Consider the following 21709-nt stretch of genomic DNA (forward strand, 5'->3'; position numbering starts at 1 on the left):
CTCCCGACAGGTCGACGCCAGGCCGGCACCTCGACGGATGGAAGCCAGCACCACCCCGGTCCTTCCGTCGTTTCCGGGTGGGCCGCCTGCCCGGTCATCCCGGCACACCCTGCTGCTCCCGCTCCCGTCAGCCGCCCGGGCAGCGGTTGTCGCCGCCGCTGAGTTCCACGCAGTGCCCTGGCGGGCCGGGCGTCGTGTCTGCCGGCACCGGAGTGAGACCCCGCCCGACGGATGCGGCGAACGGTAGGGCGGGCACGGCGATCACGACGGTCAGCACCAGGAAGACGATCGCGGTTCGGACCAGCCGCAGCCGGTACGCGACGAGCGCGATGACTGCCGGGCCGGCGATCGCCACCAACGCGGCGACCAGTAGGGCCAGGCTCGCCTGGCGTCCGAGGCCCACCAGCTCGTCGGGCCGGCCGTCGTAGTTGGCGTTCCACTGCGCCAAGCCGATGCTCAGCCACCACACGGCTGCCGCGATCAGCCCGCCGATCCAGACCAGGACCAGGAGCCCCACGATCGGGCCACCCCACCGACGTGCACCGGCCGCCTCAGAAGTCACGTGGTCCAGCGTGGATGGTCCGACCCGACCAGGCATGAGTCGGCGTACTCAGCGCGCTCGTCGAGGCTGTGTTCGTCGGCCCGGGGGACATCCGACCGCAGTCAGGCGGGCGCTCGGGGCTGGTTTCTCCGTGAGCTGCCATCGGTCGCCGTGACCCGCGGCGACAACGACCGCCTCGCGTCACCGGTGAACCCCGAAGCGAAGTCCGGCGGGGAAGGCCGCCGGTGCAGCGGCGGTGCCGTGCCGGTCGTCGGTGACAATGAAGTCAACCTGTCTCGGGCAGGATTCAGGATGGCTGATTACTACCCTGTGCAGATCCAATGGCTGTCCCATCGCTGTCAAAATCCATCAGTGGGCACTCAGGAAGTTGGCGGGGGATCGACCGAAAACAGTGTTGCAGCGACGAGGCGCGCTGTCATCCACGATGGAAAATGGGGATTCAGCTGTGCAACCAACGGTCGTGGTGGATCGCCTCGGCGAGAGGTCGGCGTCGACGCCACCCGTGCCGTTCCAGGTCGGGCACGGACTCCAGGTGGGTGACCGGCCCGACGCAGAGCCAGGCCACCGGCCGGATGCCGGCCGGTGCGCCCAGCAGCCCGGCCAGGAACGACTCCCGGTAGAAGGAGACCCACCCGACGCCCAGCCCTTCGGCGGTGGCGGCGAGCCAGAGATTCTGGATGGCCAGGCAGACCGAGTAGAGACCGGCGTCGGCGATGGCGTGCCGCCCGAGCACGGCCGGGCCCCCACGCTGCGGGTCGTACGTGACGACGACCGACAGCGTCGACTCCAACACCCCGTCGATCTTGATGCCCGCGAACCGTTCGGCCGCCGCGCCGTCCAGGGTGGCGGCGAACGTCGCCCGCTCGGCCTGTACGTGCCGGTGGAACCGACGACGGATGGCAGGGTCCCGGACCAGGACGAAGTCCCACGGCTGTGAGTAGCCGACGCTGGGTGCGGCGTGCGCGGCGTCCAGGATCCGGTGCAGGGCGCCGTCCGGCACCGGTTCCCCGGTGAACTGGGCCCGGACGTCCCGGCGGCGGTGGATGGCGTCGTAGAGTTCCACAGGCAGGCTCCCGCTGCGCTCGGCCCACCCCGGACGGGCGGGCGGTCGACGCGAGGCCGGTCTTCGGACTCCCGGATCGACGCCAACCCGTCCGCCTTCCCAGCCGTACGGCCAGTGGCTGCGCTCCTCGCGCCTGGACGGTCGCTCCCCGGTCACCGCGGCGGGCCCGTGCCGGAATCACACCGGCTTCCCGATTCTCCCCGCACCCGCGGGGCACCTCGCACGATCATGCCGCCGCCGATGCTAACCCGTGCCGGTGACGCAGGCCGGCCACGCCCCCGGCGGGCGGCGGGCGGTCACCCGCGCGGACTCCACCCCGGCGGTGTGCCCGCCGATCGCGAAGATCCTCCTGCCGCTGGTGACCGCCGCGCCTTCACGATGGGCGGTGGTGGTGCCGGTGACCGTCGCCCAGGTGCCGGTGTCGGGTGAGTACGCGTCCACCCGGGTGGTGTCCACGCAGTCGACAGGTCTTCCCGAAGGGTCGGTGACCAGTTCACAGCCACCTGTCGCATAGATCCGGCCGTCCGGGCCGGTCGTGGCGTCGACCAGACACCGCCGGCTGGGAAGCGGCGCGAGAGTCGCCCAGGTGTCGGTGGTGGGCGAGTACGCCTCGACGACGTCGAGGACGTTCAGGACGCCGTCCCCGCAGCCGCCGATCGCGTAGATCCGCCCGTCTGGTCCGCCGGTCACCCCCATCTCGTAGCGCGGCGTGGGCATCGACGCCGCGGTGGTCCACCGGTCCACCGTCGGCTCGTAGACCTCCAGGGTGGACAGCGAGTCGCGACGGTCCCCGCCGACGGCGTAGACCCGGCCGTCGGTGCCGGCCGTCGCGGCGAGCAGTTGCCGTCCGCTGGGCATCGACGCGACGGGCACCCAGTGGTCGTCGCCCGGCGTCAGGGCGAGCACGGAGCTGAGGAACGCTCCCTCGGCACCGGGAGAGCTGCCGCCGATCGCGTAGACGCGCCCGTCCCCGCCGGTGGCCGCCGCATGGCGGTACCGGGGCCGGGGCAGCGACGGGCCGGCCCTCCACCGCCGCGTCCGAGGCGTGTAGACCTCCACCACCGTGGTGACCGAAGCTGCGTCGGCACCCCCGATCGCGAAGATCGACCCGTCCGGCGCCGTGGCCGCCGCCAGCGCGAAGCGGGAACTCGACAGCGCGTCGTCGGCCCGCCAACGGAGGGCGGGTCGGTCGCCCCTGGCGGCGGCACCGGCGACGGGTGCCGGCAGTTGGGCCACCGCGACGGCAATGGCGAGGAACAGTGTCCTCCATGGTGCGGCGTGGCCGAGAATGCGAATTGTCGTCACGACTGGGATGCTCCCTTCGCGCTGAGTCGACGGGCGTTTTCCGCTGATCGGCAGGCTAGCAGTCCGGCGTACGCGGCAGCCGTGAAGAACCTGCCAATTTCCCCCGAGGGTGAGAATGGTGTCGTGGCTGATTGTGTGTTCGTTCGGGAAGCTGTCGCCGGTCACCACTCGGGGTCGTGTCCGCACGATGCGGAAGGGAATTCTCCTCACGTGCGCCGTGGGTGGTGCCGGCGTCGGGCGGGGAACGCGACGCCGTGATTGCCGGCTGCCGCCCGTGGTGAGGGGGTCGGCATCCCGCAGGACGGTCCGGCCTCCACGCCGGACGGCGCGTCGGCGTGCCGTTGCGGGGCTGTCCGGTCGGCCAGGTCCGCCCCCGTTCCCCGGCGGGATCCTGGTGGTGCACCGCGCTCCGGGCGTCCGCCACGCGCAGTGACCGCCGACTGCGCCGAAAACGGGACGGTTCACCATGATGGGCAGCGCTACGGACACCTGACCATGAGCCATGCGGACCAGCTCAAATCAGCCGCAACCCCCGCCGGCGAACTTCCGGCCGGCCAGCAATACGTATTGACGCACCCCATCGCTAATGTTACCGTCAGTCATACTCTGGTCGCTAGCTGTGGCAATAGATCGAAGCAATATCCGGCGCCGACCGATGACGCTGTCCAAGTTGATTCACCGTAGGTCACTTCGTGGCGAAACAGCGCCGGGTTCGCTCCCGGGCACTGACATCTCTGTGATTACGCGACACGAGTTTGCGCTTTTTCGACAGATTGCGGGTGTCTGTAGGAAGGAGAGGTAGTGACCGAGGCCTCGGTGAATTCGGCACACGCGACGGATTCGGCTGAACTGCCACTGTCGTTCGCCCAGGAACAGTTGTGGTTTCTCGACCAACTCGCCCCCGGCACACCGACGTACAACGTCGCCGTGCTGTACCGGATCGACGGCGACCTGGATCACTCGGCACTACAGACCGCGATGACCCGGGTCGTCGCGAACCACGACATCCTCCGCGCGCGCTTCGACGCGCACGACGGCGTTCCCTACCAGGTCATCGCAGCTCCTCCGGAGCAGGCGCTCGTGATCGACGACTCCACCGCAGCGGGGGAACTCGGGGAGACACGTGCCCTCGACGCGGCGACCACGCTGGCACGGACACCGTTCGACCTGGCCGTGGGCCCGCTCTACAGGTTCCGCCTGTTCCGCGTCGCAACGGAACGACACCTGTTGTCCATCGTCATTCACCACATCGTGTGTGACGGCTGGTCCATCAACCTGATCAGTGACGAGATCCGCAGGTCGTACGCGGCGATCCGGCAGGGTCACGAACTCCCGGCCGGCCGGGCCGCCACCGACTACGCCGATTTCGTCAAGGCCCAGCGGGTCGCCTTCGAAGACGGCACCTTCGAAGCGCAGCTCACCTACTGGAAGTCCCAGCTGTCGGGCCTGCCGGCGTTGAACCTGCCGGCGGACCACCCGCGACCGCCGTACACCGTCCACCGCGGCGAACACCTCAGCCGGGTCTTTCCGGCATCGATCGGTGCCACCGCGCGCCACCTCGCCCGGTCGCAGAAGGTCTCGCTGTCGATGCTCCTGACCGCGGCCCTCGGGGTGGTCCTGTCCCGTTACACCGGTGAGGAGGACCTCGCCGTCGGCACCACCGCACTCGGCCGGTCCGATCCCGACCTGGAACAGGTCGTCGGCATCTTCGTCAACGCGGTGGTGCTGCGGCTGGACCTGTCCGGAAAGCCCACCTTCGCCGAACTGCTCGATCGGGTCAAGGACACCTCCCTGCGGGCCTACGAGCTTCAGGACGTGCCGTTCGAGCGGGTGGTCGACCGCCTTGCCGTCCCCCGCGACCCCAGCCGCAATCCGTTGTTCGACGTCCTTCTCCAGGTGCTCAGCGAGGAGACCGGCAGCGGCTCCCTCGACCTGCCCGGAGCCACCATCAGTGTGGTCGACCAGCAGACGATGCACTCCCGGTTCGACCTGTCGCTGACCTTCGCCGAGTCGGCGACCGAGCTGCGGGTGTCGGCGGAGTATTCGACGGAGCTGTTCGCCCGGTGGCGCATCGACCAACTGCTCACCCACATCGAGCGCGTCCTGACCGGTGCGGCCGCCGACCCCGGCATCAGGGTGTCCGAGATCGACCTGCTGTCCGCCGACGACCGGGCCGAGTTGATGCGGCTGGGTCGCGGTCCGGACGACGCCGTCCGCTCCGATCCCGTGCACGTCCTCGTCGCGGAACGGGCCGCAGCGGCACCCGACTCCGTCGCGGCGGTCTTCGAGGGCGTCGAGCTGACCTACGGGGAGCTGGACCGACGTGCCGCCGTCCTCGCCGCCCACCTGAGGCACCGGTGCGGGGTCAGACACGAAGAGCTGGTGGGGGTCGCGATGGATCGCGGCCTGGACGTCCTCGTGGCGTTCCTCGGTGTCGCCAAGGCGGGTGCCGCGTACGTGATCCTCGACATCGACCACCCGGTCGGCCGCCTGGAGTTCATTCTCGACGACACCGACGCACACGTGGTGCTGACCACGAGCGACCTGCTCGCCAGCCTTCCCGAGCCCCGGTCGCGTCGTTACCTGTGCCTGGACCGCGACTGGCCGGACATCGAGTCCGCCGGGGTCGGGGGAGCAGGCGACCCGCTCGACGAGGTGAGCACCGGGGACTCGTTGGTCAGCGTGATCTACACCTCCGGTTCGACGGGCCGCCCCAAGGGGGTGCTGACCGAGCACCGGGCGCTGGTGTCCTACCTGGTCCCGTTCGCCGAGACCTTCAAGTTCGGCCCCGGCGACCGGATCCTGCAGTTCGCGTCACTCGCCTTCGACCTGTGTCAGGCAGAGGTCTACGCCGCGCTCATCAGCGGCGCCACGCTGGTGTGTGCCCGCCGGGAGACCCTGCACTCGACGGAGTCGCTGTCCGCGCTGATCCGCGCCGAGCGCGTCACCTTCGTCGGCGCGCCTCCGACGCTGCTGGCGCTGCTCGACGACGGCCCGTACCCGCACCTGCGCCACGTGTTCACCGGAGGTGAGGCGTGCCCGGCCGAGCTGGCCAACCGGTGGAACGTCGCGGGTCGGACGTTCGTCAACGGCTACGGCCCCACCGAGGCGGCGATCGGCGTGACGCTGCACGTCGTACCCCGCGGGGAATACCGGACCTCGCCGCCCATCGGCGGGCCCATCACCCGACGTCGCTTCTACGTCGTCGACGAGCAGTTGGCGCTGGTGCCGGTCGGGGTGCCGGGTGAACTGCTGATCGGTGGCGACGAGGGGCTGGCCCGCGGCTACCTCAACCGCCCCGACCTGCACAGCGAGAAGTTCATCCCGGACCCGTTCCGGTCCACCGGACGGGTGTACCGCACCGGCGACCTCGTCCGCTGGAACCGCGAGGGCCACCTGGAGTTCCTGGGCCGAATCGACACGCAGATCAAGCTGCGGGGCCTACGGATCGAGGTCGAGGAGATCGAAGCGGTGCTGCGTACCCATCCCGCGGTCGACACGGCGGCGGTGAAGCTGGCCGAGGACGCACGGGGCCAGCAGATCCTCGCCGGCTACGTGACCCTGACCGGGTCGACGGAACCATCGGTCGCCGAACTGCGCCGGCACGCCGCCCAGTTTCTGCCGTCATACATGGTCCCGCAGGCCTGGCGGGTGCTGGAGAGCCTGCCGATGTCGCTCAGCGGCAAGCTCAACCGGAGGGCACTGCCCGCACCGGCGGCGTACGTCCAGGCCGACCGGGAGGTCGTCGCGCTGGCCACTCCGACCGAACGGCAGGTCGCCGCCGTCTTCGCCGACGTCCTCGGCATGGCCGCCTGGCGACTCAGCGCCGACGACGACTTCTTCGAACTGGGTGGCAACTCGTTGCAGGCGATGCGGGTCATCAGCCGGGTCAACCAGGCGTTCAGCGCGAAACTCGGCGTCCGGACCCTGTACGGCTCGCCCAACCTACGCGACTTCGCCCAGCAGGTGCACCTGCAGGCCGTCGCACCACCGGCCGCCGATCCGGCCGCCGAACCGCCCCACCAGCAGGCGGGCCCGCCCGCCGATGCGCTGAGCCTGGCGCAGACGATCGCGCTGGCCATGACCGACGTCCTGGTGTCACCGGCCACCCCGGCCGCCGTCACCGACAACCTGTTCGCACTCGGCGCCGACGAGGAGCACGCGGCGAAGCTGCTCCAGCTGATCGAGCAACGCCTGGGCACCCGGATCACGGCCCGGGACCTCTACACGCCCGTCGTCCTCGCCGCAGCGGTGCAGGCGCGACGGGCCGCCGACCAGCAGGCCGACACCTGGTCGCCGCTGGTGACCCTGGCCGCCGCACCCAACGACGGCACGTGCCCGCCGCTGTTCTGCGTCCCCGGCGCGTCCGGCTCCCCGTCCATCTTCGCCGGAGTCGCCCGCCGGCTGAGCCCGGAGCGGACGATCATCGGTCTCGAAGCGCCGGGGCTGGAGCCGGGTCAGCACGCACTGTCCGACGTGGTGGCGTTGGCCGGCCGTTTCGTAGCGGCGATCCGGGAACGGCAGCCGACGGGCCCGTACCATCTGCTCGGCTGGTCGATGGGTGGGTTGGTCGCGTTCGAGATGGCGCGGCAGCTCACGGAGGCCGGTGCGCCGGTGCCGTTCCTGACCGTCGTCGACACCCCGCTGCCGGACCCGTCCCGGACGCCCGACGACCGGCGCACCGTCGAACAGTTCGTCGCCGACATCGCGGCCGAGGCCGGTCGGGACGCCCCCGAACTTCCCCCGGGCTACCAGGGCCTTCCCGATCAGTTCGACGCGCTGTACGCGTTCCTGCGGGACACGGTGCTACCGGCGGAGATCGGGCCGGATCAACTCGGTTGCCGCCTGTCCGTCTACCGGGCCAGCGTGCGGGCCACCTTCCGCTACCGGCCCACCTGGACCTACCCCGGCCGGCTTTCCGTGCTCAGGACCCCGGGGGCGGTACCGGCCGGGCAGTGGGCCCCGCTGGCGGCCACGGTACGCGAGTACCGCGCCCCCGGCGCGCACCATTCGATGTGGTCCGGCGAGCACCGCCCCGTACTCGCGGCGGTCATCGACACCCTCCTCGCCGCAGCGGGAGAGTGAGGGTGTTCCAGCGACTGCCAGTGCGTGAGCGGCGGAGCAGAACGGGCCTGTGGTGGCAGAACCGGGACTTCCGCCTGTTCTGGATAGGCGAGACGGTGTCGATGTTCGGGACCCAGGTCACCGCACTCGCGTTGCCGCTGACGGCGATTCTCGTGCTCGACAGCAGCACCGAGCAGGTGGGTCTGCTGCGGATGGCCCAGCTCCTGCCGTACCTGCTGCTCTCGTTGCTCTTCGGTGCCCTCGCCGACCGGATGCCGCGACGGCCGCTCATGGTCGGGGCGAATGCGGTCCGGCTGGTGCTGGTCGGCCTCGTGCCGATCCTCGCCGTCACCGGTCAGTTGAGTCTCGGCTGGCTCTACGTCGTCACCGCAGGGGTGGGTGTCGCCGCGGTGATGTTCGACGTGTGCTGGGTGTCCTACGTGCCCACCATCGTCGCCGACCACACCCGACTCATCGAGGCGAACAGCCGCATCGGCGCGGCGGACGCCGCCGCCCACATCGGTGGGCCCGGCCTTGCCGGTGTACTGGTGAACATCCTCACCGCCCCCATCGCGCTCGTCGTGAACGCCGCGTCGTACGCGGTCTCGATCGCCATGCTGCTGCAGATCAGGGCCCGCGAGGTGAAGCCGGAACGGAGCGACACGCCCCGCAACCTGCGGACCGAACTGGGCGAGGGACTGCGCTGGGTGTTCGGTAACCCGCTGCTGCGCATCCTCGCGATCCTGGGTGCCTGCTACAACTTCTTCCTGATGTTCATCCAGACGGTGTTCCTGGTGTATGCCGTCCGGGAGCTTTCCCTGAGCACCGCCGTCATCGGCGGCATCCTCTCGTCGGGTGCCGTCGGTGGCCTGATCGGCGCCGCGTCGGCGCAGGCCGCAGCGCGGCGGTTCGGCGTCGGTCGGGTGTACGTGGCCTGCGCGAGCGTGTCCTTCTCCAGCTGGATCGTGGTCCCGGCAGCCGGCGGACCGACGGTGGTGCTCACCGCCGTGCTGGTGGCGGTGTTCCTGGCCTCCGCGGTGGCGATGGGGGCGACGAACGTCATCGTCGTCAGCCTTCGGCAGACCTTGACCCCCGACACGCTGATGGCCCGGATGAACGCGGTCATGCGCATGCTGATGCTCGGCGTCGCCGCGCTCGGTGGCCCCGTCGGAGGCGGACTGGCCACCGTCATCGGTCTACGCCCCGCCCTGTGGGTGGCGGCGGGGGCGTCGATCCTGGCGTTCGTCGTGTTCTTCCCGCGCCGGATCCTGCACCTGACGGAACTCCCCGAACCGGCCGCGACCCGGTGACCGGGGCCGGCGGACGACCACCGCTGCGCCGGGCACGTCGGCCCCCACCCGGCAACCGGGCGGCCACCCCGAGACCGCAGCGTGGCGGCCTCCGGGCCGACAGGGTCCTCCCAATCCGCTAGACCTCGACCACCGCAAATCCCCCCGATGGTCAAAACACGAGTCCGGCGGCCCGACCGGGTCGGGCCGCCGGATACCGTTCAGAGGGTTGGTGATCCGTAGAGCAGGCGGTTGGGTGAGCCGCTGCCGGGATTGGTCACCACCCCTGGGGTTGCGCTGTTGACCAGGTAGGAGTGCACCTGCGCCGGGGTCCAGGTCGGATTCTTGCCCAGTACCCGGGCGGCCATTCCGGCCACGTGCGCGGAGGCCTGGAGGGTGAGATCGAGGGACGTGACGGCGGGGTTGAGCGATATCGGGTACGGCCCGCCCGCGAAGACCGGACGTCCCGCGCACCGCGCCGATCGACGCCGCGCGACTCGGTCGACGCCGCCCGGTTCGGTCAGCGTCCGCCGCGGATCAGGTCGAGGGGGGCGGTGCGGATGCCGAAGTGCTGCCGCAGGGCGCGGCCGGCGGCGTGCAGCCCGGACATGCCGTGCACGGCCGGTCCGGGTGGGGTGGAGGCCGAGCAGAGGTAGACGCCGGGCAGCGGGGTCCGGTACGGGTCCCAGCGGGCTGCCGGCCGCATCACCAGCTGCCATGGTGTGACCGCGCCGCCGGAGATGTCCCCGCCGACGTAGTTCGGGTTGTGGCTGCCGGCCTGCGCCGCCGGCACCACGTGGGTGGCCAGGATCAGGTCGCGGAAGCCGGGCGCGAAGCGTTCCACCTGGGCGACGATCTGGTCGCTGACGTCGCGCGGGGAGCCGTTCGGCACGTGCGCGTACGTCCAGAGCACCTGCTTGCCGGCGGGTGCGCGGGTCGGGTCGACCACGCCGGGCTGCACCGCGAGCACGTACGGGCGTTGCGGGTGCCGGCCGCGTACCACCGCAGTTTCGGCGATCCGGGCCTCGGTGGCCGAGCCGACCAGGTGCAGGGTGCCGGCGCGGGCGCATTCCGGATCCGCCCACGGCACCGGCCCGGAGAGCGCGAAGTCGACCTTGCAGGCGGCCCCGCCGTACCGGAAGGAACGCAGACTGCGCACGTAGCCGGCGGGTAGCCGGTCGCCGGCGATGCGCAGCAGGCCGGCGGGGGAGACGTCGAGCAGGACCGTGCGGGCCGGCGGCAGTTGGGCCAGGTCGTCGATCCGGCTGCCGGTGACCACCCGGCCGCCGAGTTGCCGTAGCCGGTTCACCATCGCGTCGGTGATCGCCCGGCTGCCACCTGCGGGGACCGGCCAGCCGACCGCGTGTCCGAGGGTGGCCAGCAGCAGGCCGGCCCCGGCCGGGGCGAGCCGGCGCGGTGGGGCGATCGCGTGCGCCGCGACCCCGGCCAGCAGTGCGGCGGCCTCCCCGGTGCGGAACCGGGCCGCCGCGGCCGGGGTGCCCTGTTCCAGGGTGCGGAGCCCGAGCAGCAGTGCGGCGAGCGGGTCGCGGGGCACCCGGCGCAGGTCGGACATGGCCGTGTCGACCACTCCCGACCAGCGTCGGACCAGCGGCCCGAGCAGGGACCGCCAGGCCGCCCCATCGGGACCCAGCCCCTCGGCGGTGCGGTCCAGGTCCCGCCAGGCCAGCGCCGCCCGCCCCCCGTCGAGCGGGTGGGCGTACGGGATCTCCGGCTGCAACAGCCGTACGCCGTGCGCGGCCAGGTCGAAGGCGCGGAAGAAGGGCGAGGCGAGGGCCATCGGGTGCACCGCGGAGCAGACGTCGTGGTGGAATCCGGGCAGGGTCAGTTCCTCGGTCCGGGTGCCACCGCCGGTGGTCCCGGCGGCCTCGTGCACCTGGACGCTCAGCCCTGCCGAGGCGAGCACCAGTGCGGCGGCCAGCCCGTTCGGGCCGGAGCCGACCACCACCGCGTCGAATCCGCCGGCTGCCTTCTGCGCTCCCATGGTGTGCCCTCCCGCCTCAGACCAACGCCTGTTCCGCAGCCAGACTGGCGTAGAGCGCATCCGTGCGGACCAGCTCCGGATGCGAACCCACGGAACGGGCCGTGCCATTCTCCAGCACGACGATCTTCTCGGCGGCGAGGACCGTGGAGAGCCGGTGCGCGACCACGACCACGGTGGTCCGGCGGGAGATCTCCTGGATCACCTCGCGCAGGGCGGCCTCGTTGGCGGCGTCCAGTTGCGAGGTCACCTCGTCGAGCAGCAGCAGCCGGGGACGGCGCAGCAGCGCGCGGGCCACCGCGATCCGTTGCCGCTCGCCGCCGGACAGGGAGAGCCCCCGGTGCCGGATCGGGGCGTCCAGGTCGCCGCCGAGCCGGTCCAGCAGGGTGCTGAGCCGGGTGGTCCGCAGCACCGCGTGGATCTCCTCGTCGGTCGCGCCGGGGGTGGCGTACGCGACGTTCTCCCGCAGCGTCCCGGCGAGCACCGCGACGTCCTGCTCGACGTACCCGATGGCGGCGCGCAGCTCGGCCAGCGGCCAGTCGGCCAGCGGCCGGCCGTCGACGAGGATCCGGCCCTGTTGTGGTTCGGTGAAGCGTTCGATCAGGGCGAGCACCGTGGTCTTGCCGGAGCCGGAGGGCCCGACCAGTGCGGTCAGCCCGCCCGCCGGCACGGTCAGGGTGAGGTCGCGCAGGGCCGGTTCGTCCCGGTCCGGGTACCGGAAGCAGACCTGTTCGAACACCACCTCCGCCGGTCCGCGGGCCGACCCCGCCCCGGTCGTGGTGGTCGGCCCGCCGGCTCCCGCCGGCCCGGCCAGGACACCGGTTGCGGTGGTCGCCGGGGTGGCGGCCCTGACCGGCGGCGCGGGGGGCAGGTCGATCGGTTCGGTGGGCAGTGCGTCGATCTCGGCGATCCGGGTCAGCGCCGCCCGCCCGATCTGCAGGTAGGTGCCGGCGCCGACGAGCTGCATCACCGGGTGGCTCAGGTAGGCCACGTAGAGCAGGAAGGCCACCAGTGCCGAGACCGGCATCGCGCCGCTGGCCACCCGTGCGCCGCCGACCCCGAGCACGACCAGGAACGCGACCTGGATGGCCAGGCCGGCGCTGGTGCCGGCGACCGAGCCCCAACGGGCCAGGCTCACCCCCTGCCGGTACGCGGTCAGCGCCGCCGCGTCGATCCGGGCCGCCTCGGTGGCCTCGGTGCCGGAGGCCTTCATGGTGGTGAACGCGCCCAGCGCCCGTTCCAGGGCGGCGCCCATGTCGCCCACCGACTCCTGGGAGCGCAGCGCGGCGGCGCGGATGCGGGGCATCAACAGCCCCATGATGACCACCAGCAGCACCACCACGACCGCGGTCACCCCGAGCAGGGCCAGGTCGACCACCGCCATCAGTGCTACGGCGCCGAGCAGCATGACGCCGCCGGTGAAGATGTCGATCAGGGACTGGCTGGCGATCTGCCGCAGCAGCATGGTGTCCCCGGCGACCCGGGCCAGCAGGTCGCCGGGGGCCTGCCGCTGCAACGCCGGCACGGTGAGCCGCAGCAGGTGCCGGACCAGGCCGCGCCGTCCGTCCAGGGCGACCGCCTCGGCGGTACGCAGGATCAGGTAGTTGCCGACTCCGAGCAGTACGGCGGCGATGATCACCAGCCCGGTCAGCACGACCAGCGCCCGGCCCACCCCCTGACCGGCGGTGAGGCCGTCGATCAGCGCCTTGGCGGCCAGCGGCTGGGCCAGCCCGAGCAGGCTGGAGGCGAGCAGCAGCACGGCGGCGGCCACGAACGGCCCCCGGTGTGGCCGGACGTATCCGGCGATCATGCGCAGCCAGTGCCGCTCACCGGCGGCCGGGGTGCTCACCGGTCACCCGGGGCGCGGTAGACGGTGACGTACATCGGTTCCGCGCCGGTGAACTCGTTGCCGGCCCAGTCGCTGTGCCGGGCCACCCGGACCAGTCCGGCCTGTTCGGCGTACCCGTCGACCTCGTCGGGGGTGGTGAGCCGGCTCAGCTCCGAGGCGATCCGGGACCGGCCCCCGGAGATCCAGATGTGCGCCAGGTGCCAGATCCCGTTCGCCACGTCGATGGTGGAGTACGACAGCAGCCCGGTGTCCTGGCCGGGGTAGGGCACGAAGAAGGAGTCGCGGGCCCGGCCCTGGTTGAGCACGGCCAGCGCGAACTGCGGGTTGTGGGTCTCCACCACGAGGAGCCCGCCGGGGGCCAGCCGGGCGGCGGCGGCCTTCACGACCCGTTGCTGTTCCTGCGGGTCCAGCAGCATCGACAGGGTGCCGCAGATGCAGTAGACCAGGCCGTACCGGCGGTCGTCGGACCAGTCGCGGATGTCGCCGTGCACCGGCGTGACCGGGCGGGGTCGCTCGGTGAGGGCGGCCCGCAGCGCGTCGAGCATCTCCGGCGACGAGTCCACCCCGACGATCTCGCCGACCCGGTCGGCCAGCGGCAGGGCGATCCGGCCGGTGCCGACGCCAAGCTCCAGGGTGGGTGCTCCGCCGCCCGGGTGCAGGCCGGCGAGGTACGCGACGGCCGGCTCCGCCGCCGTCCCGCCGGGGAAGAGTTGGTCGTAGAAGTCGACGAACTGGCGTCCGTAGCCGCTGTCGGCGATCTCAGTCATCTCGGGGTGCCCTCCGGCAACGGTTCGAACGGGGAGACCAGCAGGTAGTCCGGCTGGTGGGATTCGTCGTAGCCGGCGCTGCGGGCGATCACGAACTGGAATCCCCGGGGTACGTCCGCCCCGGCGTACTGCCGGTGTACGGCGTGCGCGACGAAGTCCCGCAGCACCTCGTACGGCGCGGTGGCGGTGATCTCGACGCCGGGGGTGCCCAGGTGCACGATCAGGTCGGCGCAGATGTCGAAGATCGCCTTGTCCTGCCGGCGTTCCGGGAACCAGACCACCTGCCGCCAGTGCCGGCGTGGGATGTGGGTGGTCTCCACCCAGCGGGTCTGCGCGCCGTCGGCGGTGAGCACCCGGTGCAGGACGTGGAAGTCGTGCTGCGCCGGTTCGGGGGCGAAGAAGCGCCAGTTGCCGATGAGCAACCCGGGTACGTCGTAGCGGCGGAACCGGTCGAAGACCTGTTGCGGGTGCTGGCTGAGCACGGTCACCCCGAACCAGCCGACCAGGCCGGCGGTGATCGCCGTGGTCAGTGGGCGCAGGTCGGAGCCGACCCGGCGGCTCATCGCCGGACCTCCGGGCCCGGCCCGGTGACGTCGTCGACGAACGCGGTGAGGATCGTGACGACCTCCGCGGACCGGTCGGCGTCGGTGAGGATCTCGTCGTGGTCGGCGTCGGCGATCAGGTGCCGCTGCGCCCGGGGGGCCGCGGCGGCGAACTCGTCGTGCAGGTCGGCCTGGACGGCGTCGGCACGTGCGGTCCGCCCGGCCGTCACCACCACCAGCGGTACGTCGATCCGGGGCAGCCCGGTGCTCTCGTCTTCGAAGCGTTCCTGCACCACCCGCCACTCCCGCCGGGCGGCGGCCCACAGTTGCGGGTCGCGGTACTGGGCCAGGGCCAGCGGGCGGACGGGCTCGGGCAGCCGGTCGATCCAGGGGGCCCGGGGCAGCAGTGAACCGAACCCGGCCCGCAGGGAACCGGGCATGATGGCCAGGGTGCTGGTCAGCGCCCGGCCACCCTCGGCCTGCCGTAGGGAACGGCGGAGTTCGGCGGGGTGGCTGGAGTCGACCAGGGCCACCCCGCGTACCTGTCCGCCGAGTTGTGCGGCGGCGAGCAGGGCCAGGTAGCCGCCGAGTGAGTGGCCGACCAGGACCACCGGGCGGTCGCCGGCCACGTGCCGGGTCAACTCGACCAGGTCGTCGACCATCGTCTCGAACCGGTACTCCCCGGTGTCCCGGTAGCGGCTGGCACCGTAGCCGGCCCGCTGGTAGGTGACCGTGGTGAACCGCTCACCGAGCGGACCGGCGATCCGCTCCCAGTGCTCGGCGGTGGCGGCCATCCCGCTCTCCAACACCACCACCGGCCCGTCACCGGCAGCCCCGCCGGACCGTGCCTCGGCCCCGCCGGACCGCGCCCCGGCACCGGTGGACCGGTCGGGTGGCGGGTTGCCGGCGTACCGGTAGGACAGGACATTGCCGGCGGCGGTGGTGACGGTGCGCTCGTCGCCGCGCCCCCGCTCGATCAGCCGACGCCGCCGGACCCGGGCGACCTGGCCGGCGGCGAAGAGCACCAGCCCGGCGGCCGCCGCCACGGCGGGCAGGGTGTCGTCGCGCCGGATGCCGGCCGCGTCGCCGGTGCGTTCCCGGGGCCGGGTGGTGTAGGCGACCGCCGGATAGGTGGAGGTGAACGCCCAGAAAAACCGACCGAGCCCCATCACCCGTGCGTTGACCAGGTGGAACGCCCCGGCGGTGGCGAGCAGGTACGGGGCGGGGCGGCCCTTAGCGGCGTAGGCCAGCGGAAACGCGCACTCCATCGCCAGCACCCCGTGGGCGGCGAGTTTCGTCAGCCGGGGGTAGCGGCGCATCAGCTGCCAGACCTGCGGGTCGCCGTAGGTGAGGGTCCGGGTGATGCCGGGCAGGGCGCGTCCGCTGCGCCAGGTCTCGCTGGGCAGCTTGGCCCAGCCGGAGACCGTGTACGACAGCACCGACTGCAGGGCGACGAACCAGAGGCAGGCGTCGACCACGGCGGGCCGGCGCTGGCCGGCGCGGGCGGCGGTGGTGAGCGCCTGGACCAGGAAGGAGACCTGGTCGGCGCCGTCGCTGCCGTAGAGGTGCTGGGCGTGCAGCGCGGCCTGGCTGCCGGAGAGCACCGCGTTCGCGGCGACCCGTTGCCGGCGGCCCAGCGGCAGCCAGAGCGCGGCCGCCGCGACGGCCCGGCTGACATGCAGCGCGGTGGCCACCCGGTCGTTGGCGGCCAGGTCCAGCGCCCGGGTCAGGCGGGGGGCGTGCTCGTGGAAGGTACGCCGGTTGACCGCCCAGTTGTTCGCCCCGCCCCGCTGCCGGTCCCGGCTGCGGGTGAGGTATTCCAGGCTGGCGAAGAGGTGGGTCACCGAGCTGATCCGCTCGGTCCAGTTCAGCACGGCGGAGCGGTCGAACGTGGCGGGCGGCCGGAGCCGGCGGTGCCAGGGTGCTCTCTTCATGGGTCAGCGCTTCCTGATGGTGCGGGGAGGACCGGGGCGGGACGGGTGGGCCGGTGGACCGCCGCGGCGGTCCACCGGCCCCGGGTGCTGCTACCGCGATCGGGTCATCACTTCGGGACCGGCCTGGTCCCGCCGAGGTTGCGCCCGGCGACGTAGCCGGCGCCGAAGAGCGCCGCCACCGAGCCGACCAGGCCGACTCCGGCCGCCACGGTGACGATGGTCGCCGGAGTGGCAAGCACCGGCATCCCGCCGACGTGGTTGCGCGCCTCGTCGCTGTGGATCGGGATGGTGGCGAGGGCGGGGTCCGCGTTCACCCTGTTGGCGAGAACGGACATGGATCACCTCCTGACTGGGGGTACGGGTTGTCGGGCGACTACTTCGGCTGTGGCCTGGTGCCCTCGGCCATGTTGCGGGCGATGCCCACCATGTAGCCGGCGTGGAACGCCACGGCGCCGACGGCGACGCCGAGCGCCACCGCCGTCGGGGTGGCGAGCACCGGGGTGAGTCCGGCCAGCCCGTGGGCGTTCCGGTCGGCCTCGGTGAGCTCACCGAACATCTCCAGGGAGATGTCGTTGGTGTGGTCGACAAGTGCGGTCATCTGGTTCACCTCCTCCGGAAGCTCTCAGCCAGTGTGAAAGGCGGCGCGCGCGCCGTTCATCTCAGCTAAAAATCGTGAATCGCTAGGATGTCCGAGGGGGTCGCCGCCGTCAACCACGGGAAACGGGGTCCACCCGATCCGACGAGGGGAGGGCACCACATGGACCACCCGACCACGGGCACCCTCGCCGAGAAGATCAACAGACTCTTCGAGGTGGTCCGCCGCCCCGACCGGGAGCAGTACCGCAACGAGGAGGTGGCCACCGCCTGCCGCGCGGCCACCGGGGAGAGCTTCTCCACCACGTACCTCTGGCAGTTGCGCAACGGCCGGCGGACCAACCCCACCAAGCGGCACCTGGAGGCCCTCGCCCAGTTCTTCCAGGTGCCGGCGGCGTACTTCTTCGACGACGAGCAGGGCGCGCGGATCGTCGAGGAGCTGGAGCTGCTCGGCGCGCTGCGCGACAGTGCCGTGCGGCAGATCGCGCTGCGTGCGGTCACCCTCTCCCCGGAGGGGCTGGACACCATCAGCGACATGATCGAAGCCATCGGGCGGCGGGAGGCACGCCGCGCCGGCCCGGCCGGCGTGGAGCTGCCCGGGCCCGGTACGGGCGGGCCGGTGGGGCGCGATGGCGGTTGATCGGGGCATGTGGCGTCGGTGCCAGCGGATCGTCGACGCGCTGTCGATCCCGACGCCGTTCGAGCCGACCCGGTTCGTCGACGCGCTGGCCCACCAGCGGGGCCGACCGGTCGAGCTGGTGCCGATGCCCGGTGGGGCCAGCCAGTGCGGCGCACTGGTCGCCACCGACCAGGCCGACTACCTCTTCTATGCCACCAGCACCACCCGGCTGCACCAGGAGCACATCCTGCTGCACGAGGTCGGGCACCTGCTCTGCGGCCACGTCGACGACCGCTCGCTGGCCGCCCTGCCCGCCCTGCTGCTGCCGAACCTCTCCACCGACCTGGTCCGCCGGGTGCTCGGCCGTTCCGACTACTCGGCCGCCCAGGAGCAGGAGGCCGAACTGGTCGCCTCGATGATCGCCCAACGCGCCCGCCGGGGCCCGACCGGCGGCGTCGGCCCGGTCACCCCCGAGGTCGCCGACGGGCTGGCCCGACTCGGCTCGATCTTCGACACCGGCTGACCAGGGCCGGGCACCATGCTGACCTGGCTCAACTTCACCGCCCTGGCGCTCGCCGTCGTGGTCGCCGCCTACAAACTCATCCCGGTACCCGGCCGTCGGCGAGCCGCCGGCACCCGGTACCTCTCCGCCTTCTTCCTCTGTATCGGCCTCGGTCTGGCGGTGATGGCCCACCCGGTCCTGATCGCGATCAGCCACGTCGAGCCGGTGCCGAACCTCGGCCGGCTGCTCGGCAACGGCCTGGAGATGCTCGCCGCGTATTTCCTCGGCGCGCTCGGCCAGAGCATCGCCTGCCCGGCCGGCACCCGGCGTTGGCTGCGCCGGCACGGTGTCCTGCTGGTCGGCGCGGTCCTGGTGATGGCGGTGCTGCTGGCGAACGCCGACACCACCTTCACCTTGAACTTCGTCAACGCGTACTCGCGGGATCCGGTCGTCGTCGGCTACCTCGTGGTCTTCTTCAGCTACATCGCGGTCTGCCTGGTCACCTTCATCACCAGCGTGGGCGGCTACCTGCGGCACGTGCCGGCTGGCGTACTGCGGACCGGACTCAGCTTCGTGGTCACCGGCACCGCGCTGGGCATCGTCTGGGCGGCCTGGTCCGGGGTCCGGCCGGTGGTCACCCTCCTCACCGGCCGGTCCCTGGCCACCACGCTGCCGATCGGCGCCACCCTGGGCTCGATCTGCATGCTGCTCTGGCTGATCGGGGCGACCCTGACCGCCTGGGGCGACCGGATCACCGCGCCACTGCGGTGGCTACGTGCGCTACACCGGCTGCGCCGCATCGACCCACTCTGGCGGGCGCTGCGGACCGCGCTGCCGCAGATCGCCCTCAACACCAGCGGCGGCTGGCCGTTGCCCGGCGCGGAGTTCGCGCTCTACCGGCGGGTGATCGAAATCCGCGACGCGCAGTTGACGCTGCGCCCCTACGCCCATCCCGACGTGCCCCGCTGGGTCGACCCGGCGGCGGACCCGGCCACCGTGGAAGCGGCGGTGATCGCCGCCGCCCTCGTCGGTCACGCGCACGGCCGGGACTACCGTGCCGAACACCCCTTCCAGGACGTGGACGCCTCGCTGGCCTCGGAGAGCGCCTGGCTGGCCCGGGTGGCCCGACAGTTCGCCAGCTCGGCGGAGGTGGCCCGGGTCCGCCAACGCGCTGCCGCCGAAGCCACCAAACCCCAGAACGCCGACCAGGCGTAGGCCTCTCGCAACTGGGTTTCGGCTGGCCGCTGAAGCTGCGGGTGTCCTTCGCCCGCGTCAACCCCGGTGATCCCCCCGGGCACACCGGCAGAACCGACGGTCCGGTTTGCCGGAATGGCACGCAGGGATGTCAGCGTGGCTTCCTGATCACAAGCTGCATCGCCAACGGTGAATGCCCGTATTGACCGAGCACTGTCCCGGCCTGATCGCCGCGACGGACTCGCTGATCTGCTGCCGTGCTGCCATCGGCCGCCGGGCACGCCCGTGTGGGGAAGCGCGATGGTGGGGTCGCTCGCAGAGACAGCACCGTACTCTCGGAAGCGAACAGCCTGGCAGGAAACGACTTCGCCCGGCTACCACCCTCAATGGCCTTCATGCGGTTGGCGGCTGCGCGCCAGGAGGCAGCCGGCAAAGGCCGGTCAGCGCCACGGCTGCCAACGTCGCGGACGGACCGACGAGTGCGCGGGAGCCCATCACGGCTCCGAAGGACTGGTCAGCCATCAATGACCAGCGAGACCGCCACGACAGGGCCGACCCGATCGAGAGCGCGACTCCGATGGACAGGACCGATCCGGCGGAGCCGATGCTGCCGACGGAGGCAATCGAGCCGACGCTGCCGATGCCTGCTGTGGAGATGTCGTGACCCGGGATGGGCCATGAGTCGTAGGAAGGGTCCGCGCGCGGACGGGCCGCGAAGCCGGCCCGGCACCGGCAGCCGGGATGTCGGAGATGCCTGATCGACAAGCTGTTTCTGGAGGATCGATCTGCGGGATCGGAGTTCGGTTCCCTGACGGTTCACCAGCAAGGTAAAGCCCTGAACTGGTGATTCCACTGGGTCCGAGCTTCTAGACCTACTGTATCGGCCGAGGTTCCTACGTTGCGCACCGATCACGTTCGAGCCGAGATAGGCGGCGGGTCTTGTCAGGACTACCCTCCGTGGGCTGGAATCATCAGCGATGACCACCTTCCTGCAGAAGCGCGACCGTATGCGGCGGATCTTCCGCGGCGAGGACACCTTCGGCGAGGGGACCGCCGCCGAGCAGGCGACCCGGTTCCGGCTCGCGGAGATGTATCCGGAAGTGATCGAGATAGCCCGACGGAATTCGCGGGACGTGGACTGCCCACAAGTAGATCTGCTGGTGAGCCTGGCCGGGTTTTCACCGGAGACGACCGTGCTGGCCTTCGAGCTACTGCGACCAGCCCGGTTGCTGGTGATCTCCTCGGACAACTCCCGGTCCAAGGTGAACGTCATCTCCGAGATGTTGAGCGGACGGATCACCTTCTCCGACTTCCAGCACCAGTACGTCGATCCTGTCGATGTGAGTGAGATCTACGACATCGTGAAGAAGGCGGTCTTTCCTCGTCCCGGGGCGAGGCCGATCTCCGCGATCATCGACATCACCGGCGGGAAGAAGGTGATGAGCGCGGGTGCCGCGCTCGCCGCCGCCCAGTTGGACCTCAGGATGTGCTACATCGACAGTGAGTTCGACCCGGAGATGCGGCAGGCCGTGCCCGGTACCGAGCGGTTGTGTGTGCTGCAGAATCCGACTGTCATCTTTGGCGACAAGGGCATGGACGCGGCCCGGGAAATGTTCCGCTCCGGCGTGTACGCGGGTGCTGCGGCCCGTTTCGGTGAGCTCAGTCTCTCCATGTCGGAGCCGGCGCAGGCCCGGTTCCTGTGCGACCTGTCAGCGCTGTACCAGGCATGGTGTGACCTGGATACGCCGGCACTGCCGGACCTGGTGGCGCGGGTCCGGACCCGGCTGGTCGACCAGCGATCCGGGCTGAAGCCGGAAGTCGGGCAGCGGTTGCTGCAGCAACTCGACTTCGTCCACCGGCTCGTCGAGCGCGACCGCTCTGCCCTGCTGCTCAACTACTTCCTCCTCGGTGAGCACTACCAGCAGTTCCATCGGTACGACTTCGCCGCGCTGCTGTACTACCGGACCATCGAGGAGAGCCTCTCCGAGCGGATGCGCCGGGCATACGGTGGATTCGAAGGTGGGCATCCCGACTACCGACTGCTTGACGCGGACGTCGACGGTTTGACCGCCCGCTACCAGGCGGCCAGCCGGGAGCTCTTCGGCGGCCGGAGGGGGACCGCTGCCCTGCCGTGGAAGGTCGGGCTGATCGACGCCCTGCTGTTACTGCACTGTGTGGATGATGCGCTGCTGCCTGCGGCCAAAGTTGCTGACCTGGGTGGTGTGGGGCACATCCGAAGCCTGGTGGAGGTGCGTAACCGTTCGGTTCTTGCGCACGGTGACATGTCGGTGACGGTAGACCAGTCCCGGATCCTGCGAGCTCGGGCCCTGCAGAACCTGCGTGCCTTCTGGGCCTTGCACCACCCGGAAGAGCGGATCGACCAGTCGATCGGCATCCTCCGCTTCCTCGACGAGGCATGAGGCGTG

At 71.3% G+C, this 21709-nt stretch carries 17 protein-coding genes, 1 pseudogene and 1 riboswitch; of the genes and pseudogenes, 6 read left to right on the forward strand and 12 right to left on the reverse strand.

Annotation, left to right across the window (positions count from 1 at the left end; translation table 11 throughout):
• Positions 1-127: 127 nt before the first annotated feature.
• From J7462_RS00480 to J7462_RS00490, 3 genes are all read right to left on the reverse strand, one after another.
• Complete coding sequence (locus J7462_RS00480; protein ID WP_219460112.1) at positions 128-562, reverse strand: hypothetical protein; 435 nt, start codon at positions 560-562, stop codon at positions 128-130.
• A 439-nt stretch (positions 563-1001) separates the two neighbouring features.
• On the reverse strand, positions 1002-1625 hold the full coding sequence (bluB, locus tag J7462_RS00485; protein ID WP_219460116.1) for a 5,6-dimethylbenzimidazole synthase: 624 nt from the start codon (positions 1623-1625) through the stop codon (positions 1002-1004).
• A gap of 36 nt (positions 1626-1661) precedes the next feature.
• Positions 1662-1861: riboswitch (cobalamin riboswitch) on the reverse strand.
• A 7-nt stretch (positions 1862-1868) separates the two neighbouring features.
• The gene (locus J7462_RS00490) at positions 1869-2930 is read right to left on the reverse strand and encodes a kelch repeat-containing protein (RefSeq protein WP_219460121.1); all 1062 of its coding nucleotides are present in this window, start codon (positions 2928-2930) and stop codon (positions 1869-1871) included.
• A gap of 801 nt (positions 2931-3731) precedes the next feature.
• Here J7462_RS00490 and J7462_RS00495 point away from each other — a divergent pair.
• Complete coding sequence (locus J7462_RS00495) at positions 3732-8015, forward strand: amino acid adenylation domain-containing protein (protein ID WP_219460124.1); 4284 nt, start codon at positions 3732-3734, stop codon at positions 8013-8015.
• Positions 8016-8035: 20 nt separating this feature from the next.
• The gene (locus J7462_RS00500) at positions 8036-9304 is read left to right on the forward strand and encodes an MFS transporter (protein WP_219460127.1); all 1269 of its coding nucleotides are present in this window, start codon (positions 8036-8038) and stop codon (positions 9302-9304) included.
• Between the two features lie 200 nt (positions 9305-9504).
• Here J7462_RS00500 and J7462_RS33520 read toward each other — a convergent pair whose 3' ends face one another.
• The 8 genes from J7462_RS33520 to J7462_RS00540 all read right to left on the reverse strand — a co-directional run bounded on the left by J7462_RS33520 (position 9505) and on the right by J7462_RS00540 (position 16972).
• Complete coding sequence (locus tag J7462_RS33520) at positions 9505-9651, reverse strand: hypothetical protein (RefSeq protein ID WP_219460131.1); 147 nt, start codon at positions 9649-9651, stop codon at positions 9505-9507.
• A gap of 152 nt (positions 9652-9803) precedes the next feature.
• Positions 9804-11285 carry an NAD(P)/FAD-dependent oxidoreductase gene (locus J7462_RS00510; protein ID WP_219460134.1) on the reverse strand — a complete coding sequence of 494 codons (1482 nt, stop codon included), beginning with the start codon at positions 11283-11285 and terminating at the stop codon, positions 9804-9806.
• A gap of 16 nt (positions 11286-11301) precedes the next feature.
• Entirely contained in the window at positions 11302-13131 is a 1830-nt protein-coding gene (locus tag J7462_RS00515; RefSeq protein ID WP_219460137.1) for an ABC transporter ATP-binding protein, read from the reverse strand.
• Positions 13128-13898 (reverse strand): class I SAM-dependent methyltransferase, encoded by a 771-nt coding sequence (locus J7462_RS00520; RefSeq protein ID WP_219460142.1) that lies wholly within the window; start codon positions 13896-13898, stop codon positions 13128-13130. The genes J7462_RS00515 and J7462_RS00520 overlap by 4 nt, the downstream gene beginning before the upstream one ends.
• A complete protein-coding gene (locus tag J7462_RS00525) occupies positions 13895-14461 on the reverse strand; it encodes a hypothetical protein (RefSeq protein WP_219460146.1) in 567 nt (188 codons plus the stop codon). Before J7462_RS00525 ends, J7462_RS00520 begins: the two co-directional genes overlap by 4 nt.
• On the reverse strand, positions 14458-16374 hold the full coding sequence (locus J7462_RS00530) for an alpha/beta fold hydrolase (RefSeq protein ID WP_219460150.1): 1917 nt from the start codon (positions 16372-16374) through the stop codon (positions 14458-14460). The genes J7462_RS00525 and J7462_RS00530 overlap by 4 nt, the downstream gene beginning before the upstream one ends.
• Positions 16375-16481: 107 nt before the next feature.
• Positions 16482-16709, reverse strand: coding sequence for a hypothetical protein (locus tag J7462_RS00535; protein WP_219460154.1), 228 nt, complete (start codon positions 16707-16709; stop codon positions 16482-16484).
• Positions 16710-16747: 38 nt separating this feature from the next.
• Positions 16748-16972 carry a hypothetical protein gene (locus J7462_RS00540; protein ID WP_219460158.1) on the reverse strand — a complete coding sequence of 75 codons (225 nt, stop codon included), beginning with the start codon at positions 16970-16972 and terminating at the stop codon, positions 16748-16750.
• 159 nt (positions 16973-17131) lie between these two features.
• Between J7462_RS00540 and J7462_RS00545 the strand changes: the two genes are divergently transcribed.
• The 3 genes from J7462_RS00545 to J7462_RS00555 are packed head-to-tail and all read left to right on the forward strand — an operon-like array spanning position 17132 to position 19304.
• On the forward strand, positions 17132-17608 hold the full coding sequence (locus tag J7462_RS00545) for an XRE family transcriptional regulator (protein ID WP_219460161.1): 477 nt from the start codon (positions 17132-17134) through the stop codon (positions 17606-17608).
• The gene (locus J7462_RS00550; RefSeq protein ID WP_219460163.1) at positions 17598-18110 is read left to right on the forward strand and encodes a hypothetical protein; all 513 of its coding nucleotides are present in this window, start codon (positions 17598-17600) and stop codon (positions 18108-18110) included. Before J7462_RS00545 ends, J7462_RS00550 begins: the two co-directional genes overlap by 11 nt.
• 15 nt (positions 18111-18125) lie before the next feature.
• On the forward strand, positions 18126-19304 hold the full coding sequence (locus J7462_RS00555) for an MAB_1171c family putative transporter (RefSeq protein WP_219460167.1): 1179 nt from the start codon (positions 18126-18128) through the stop codon (positions 19302-19304).
• Positions 19305-19666: 362 nt separating this feature from the next.
• On the opposite strand, the pseudogene J7462_RS31605 reads toward J7462_RS00555, so the two are convergent.
• A pseudogene (locus J7462_RS31605) lies at positions 19667-19955 on the reverse strand (hypothetical protein).
• A gap of 305 nt (positions 19956-20260) precedes the next feature.
• Here J7462_RS31605 and J7462_RS00560 point away from each other — a divergent pair.
• Positions 20261-21703 (forward strand): hypothetical protein, encoded by a 1443-nt coding sequence (locus J7462_RS00560; RefSeq protein WP_219460170.1) that lies wholly within the window; start codon positions 20261-20263, stop codon positions 21701-21703.
• The last annotated feature ends 6 nt before the right edge of the window (positions 21704-21709 follow it).

Origin of the sequence: Micromonospora sp. RL09-050-HVF-A, assembly GCF_019374995.1 — a bacterium.
Taxonomy (GTDB): Bacteria; Actinomycetota; Actinomycetes; order Mycobacteriales; family Micromonosporaceae; genus Micromonospora; species Micromonospora antibiotica.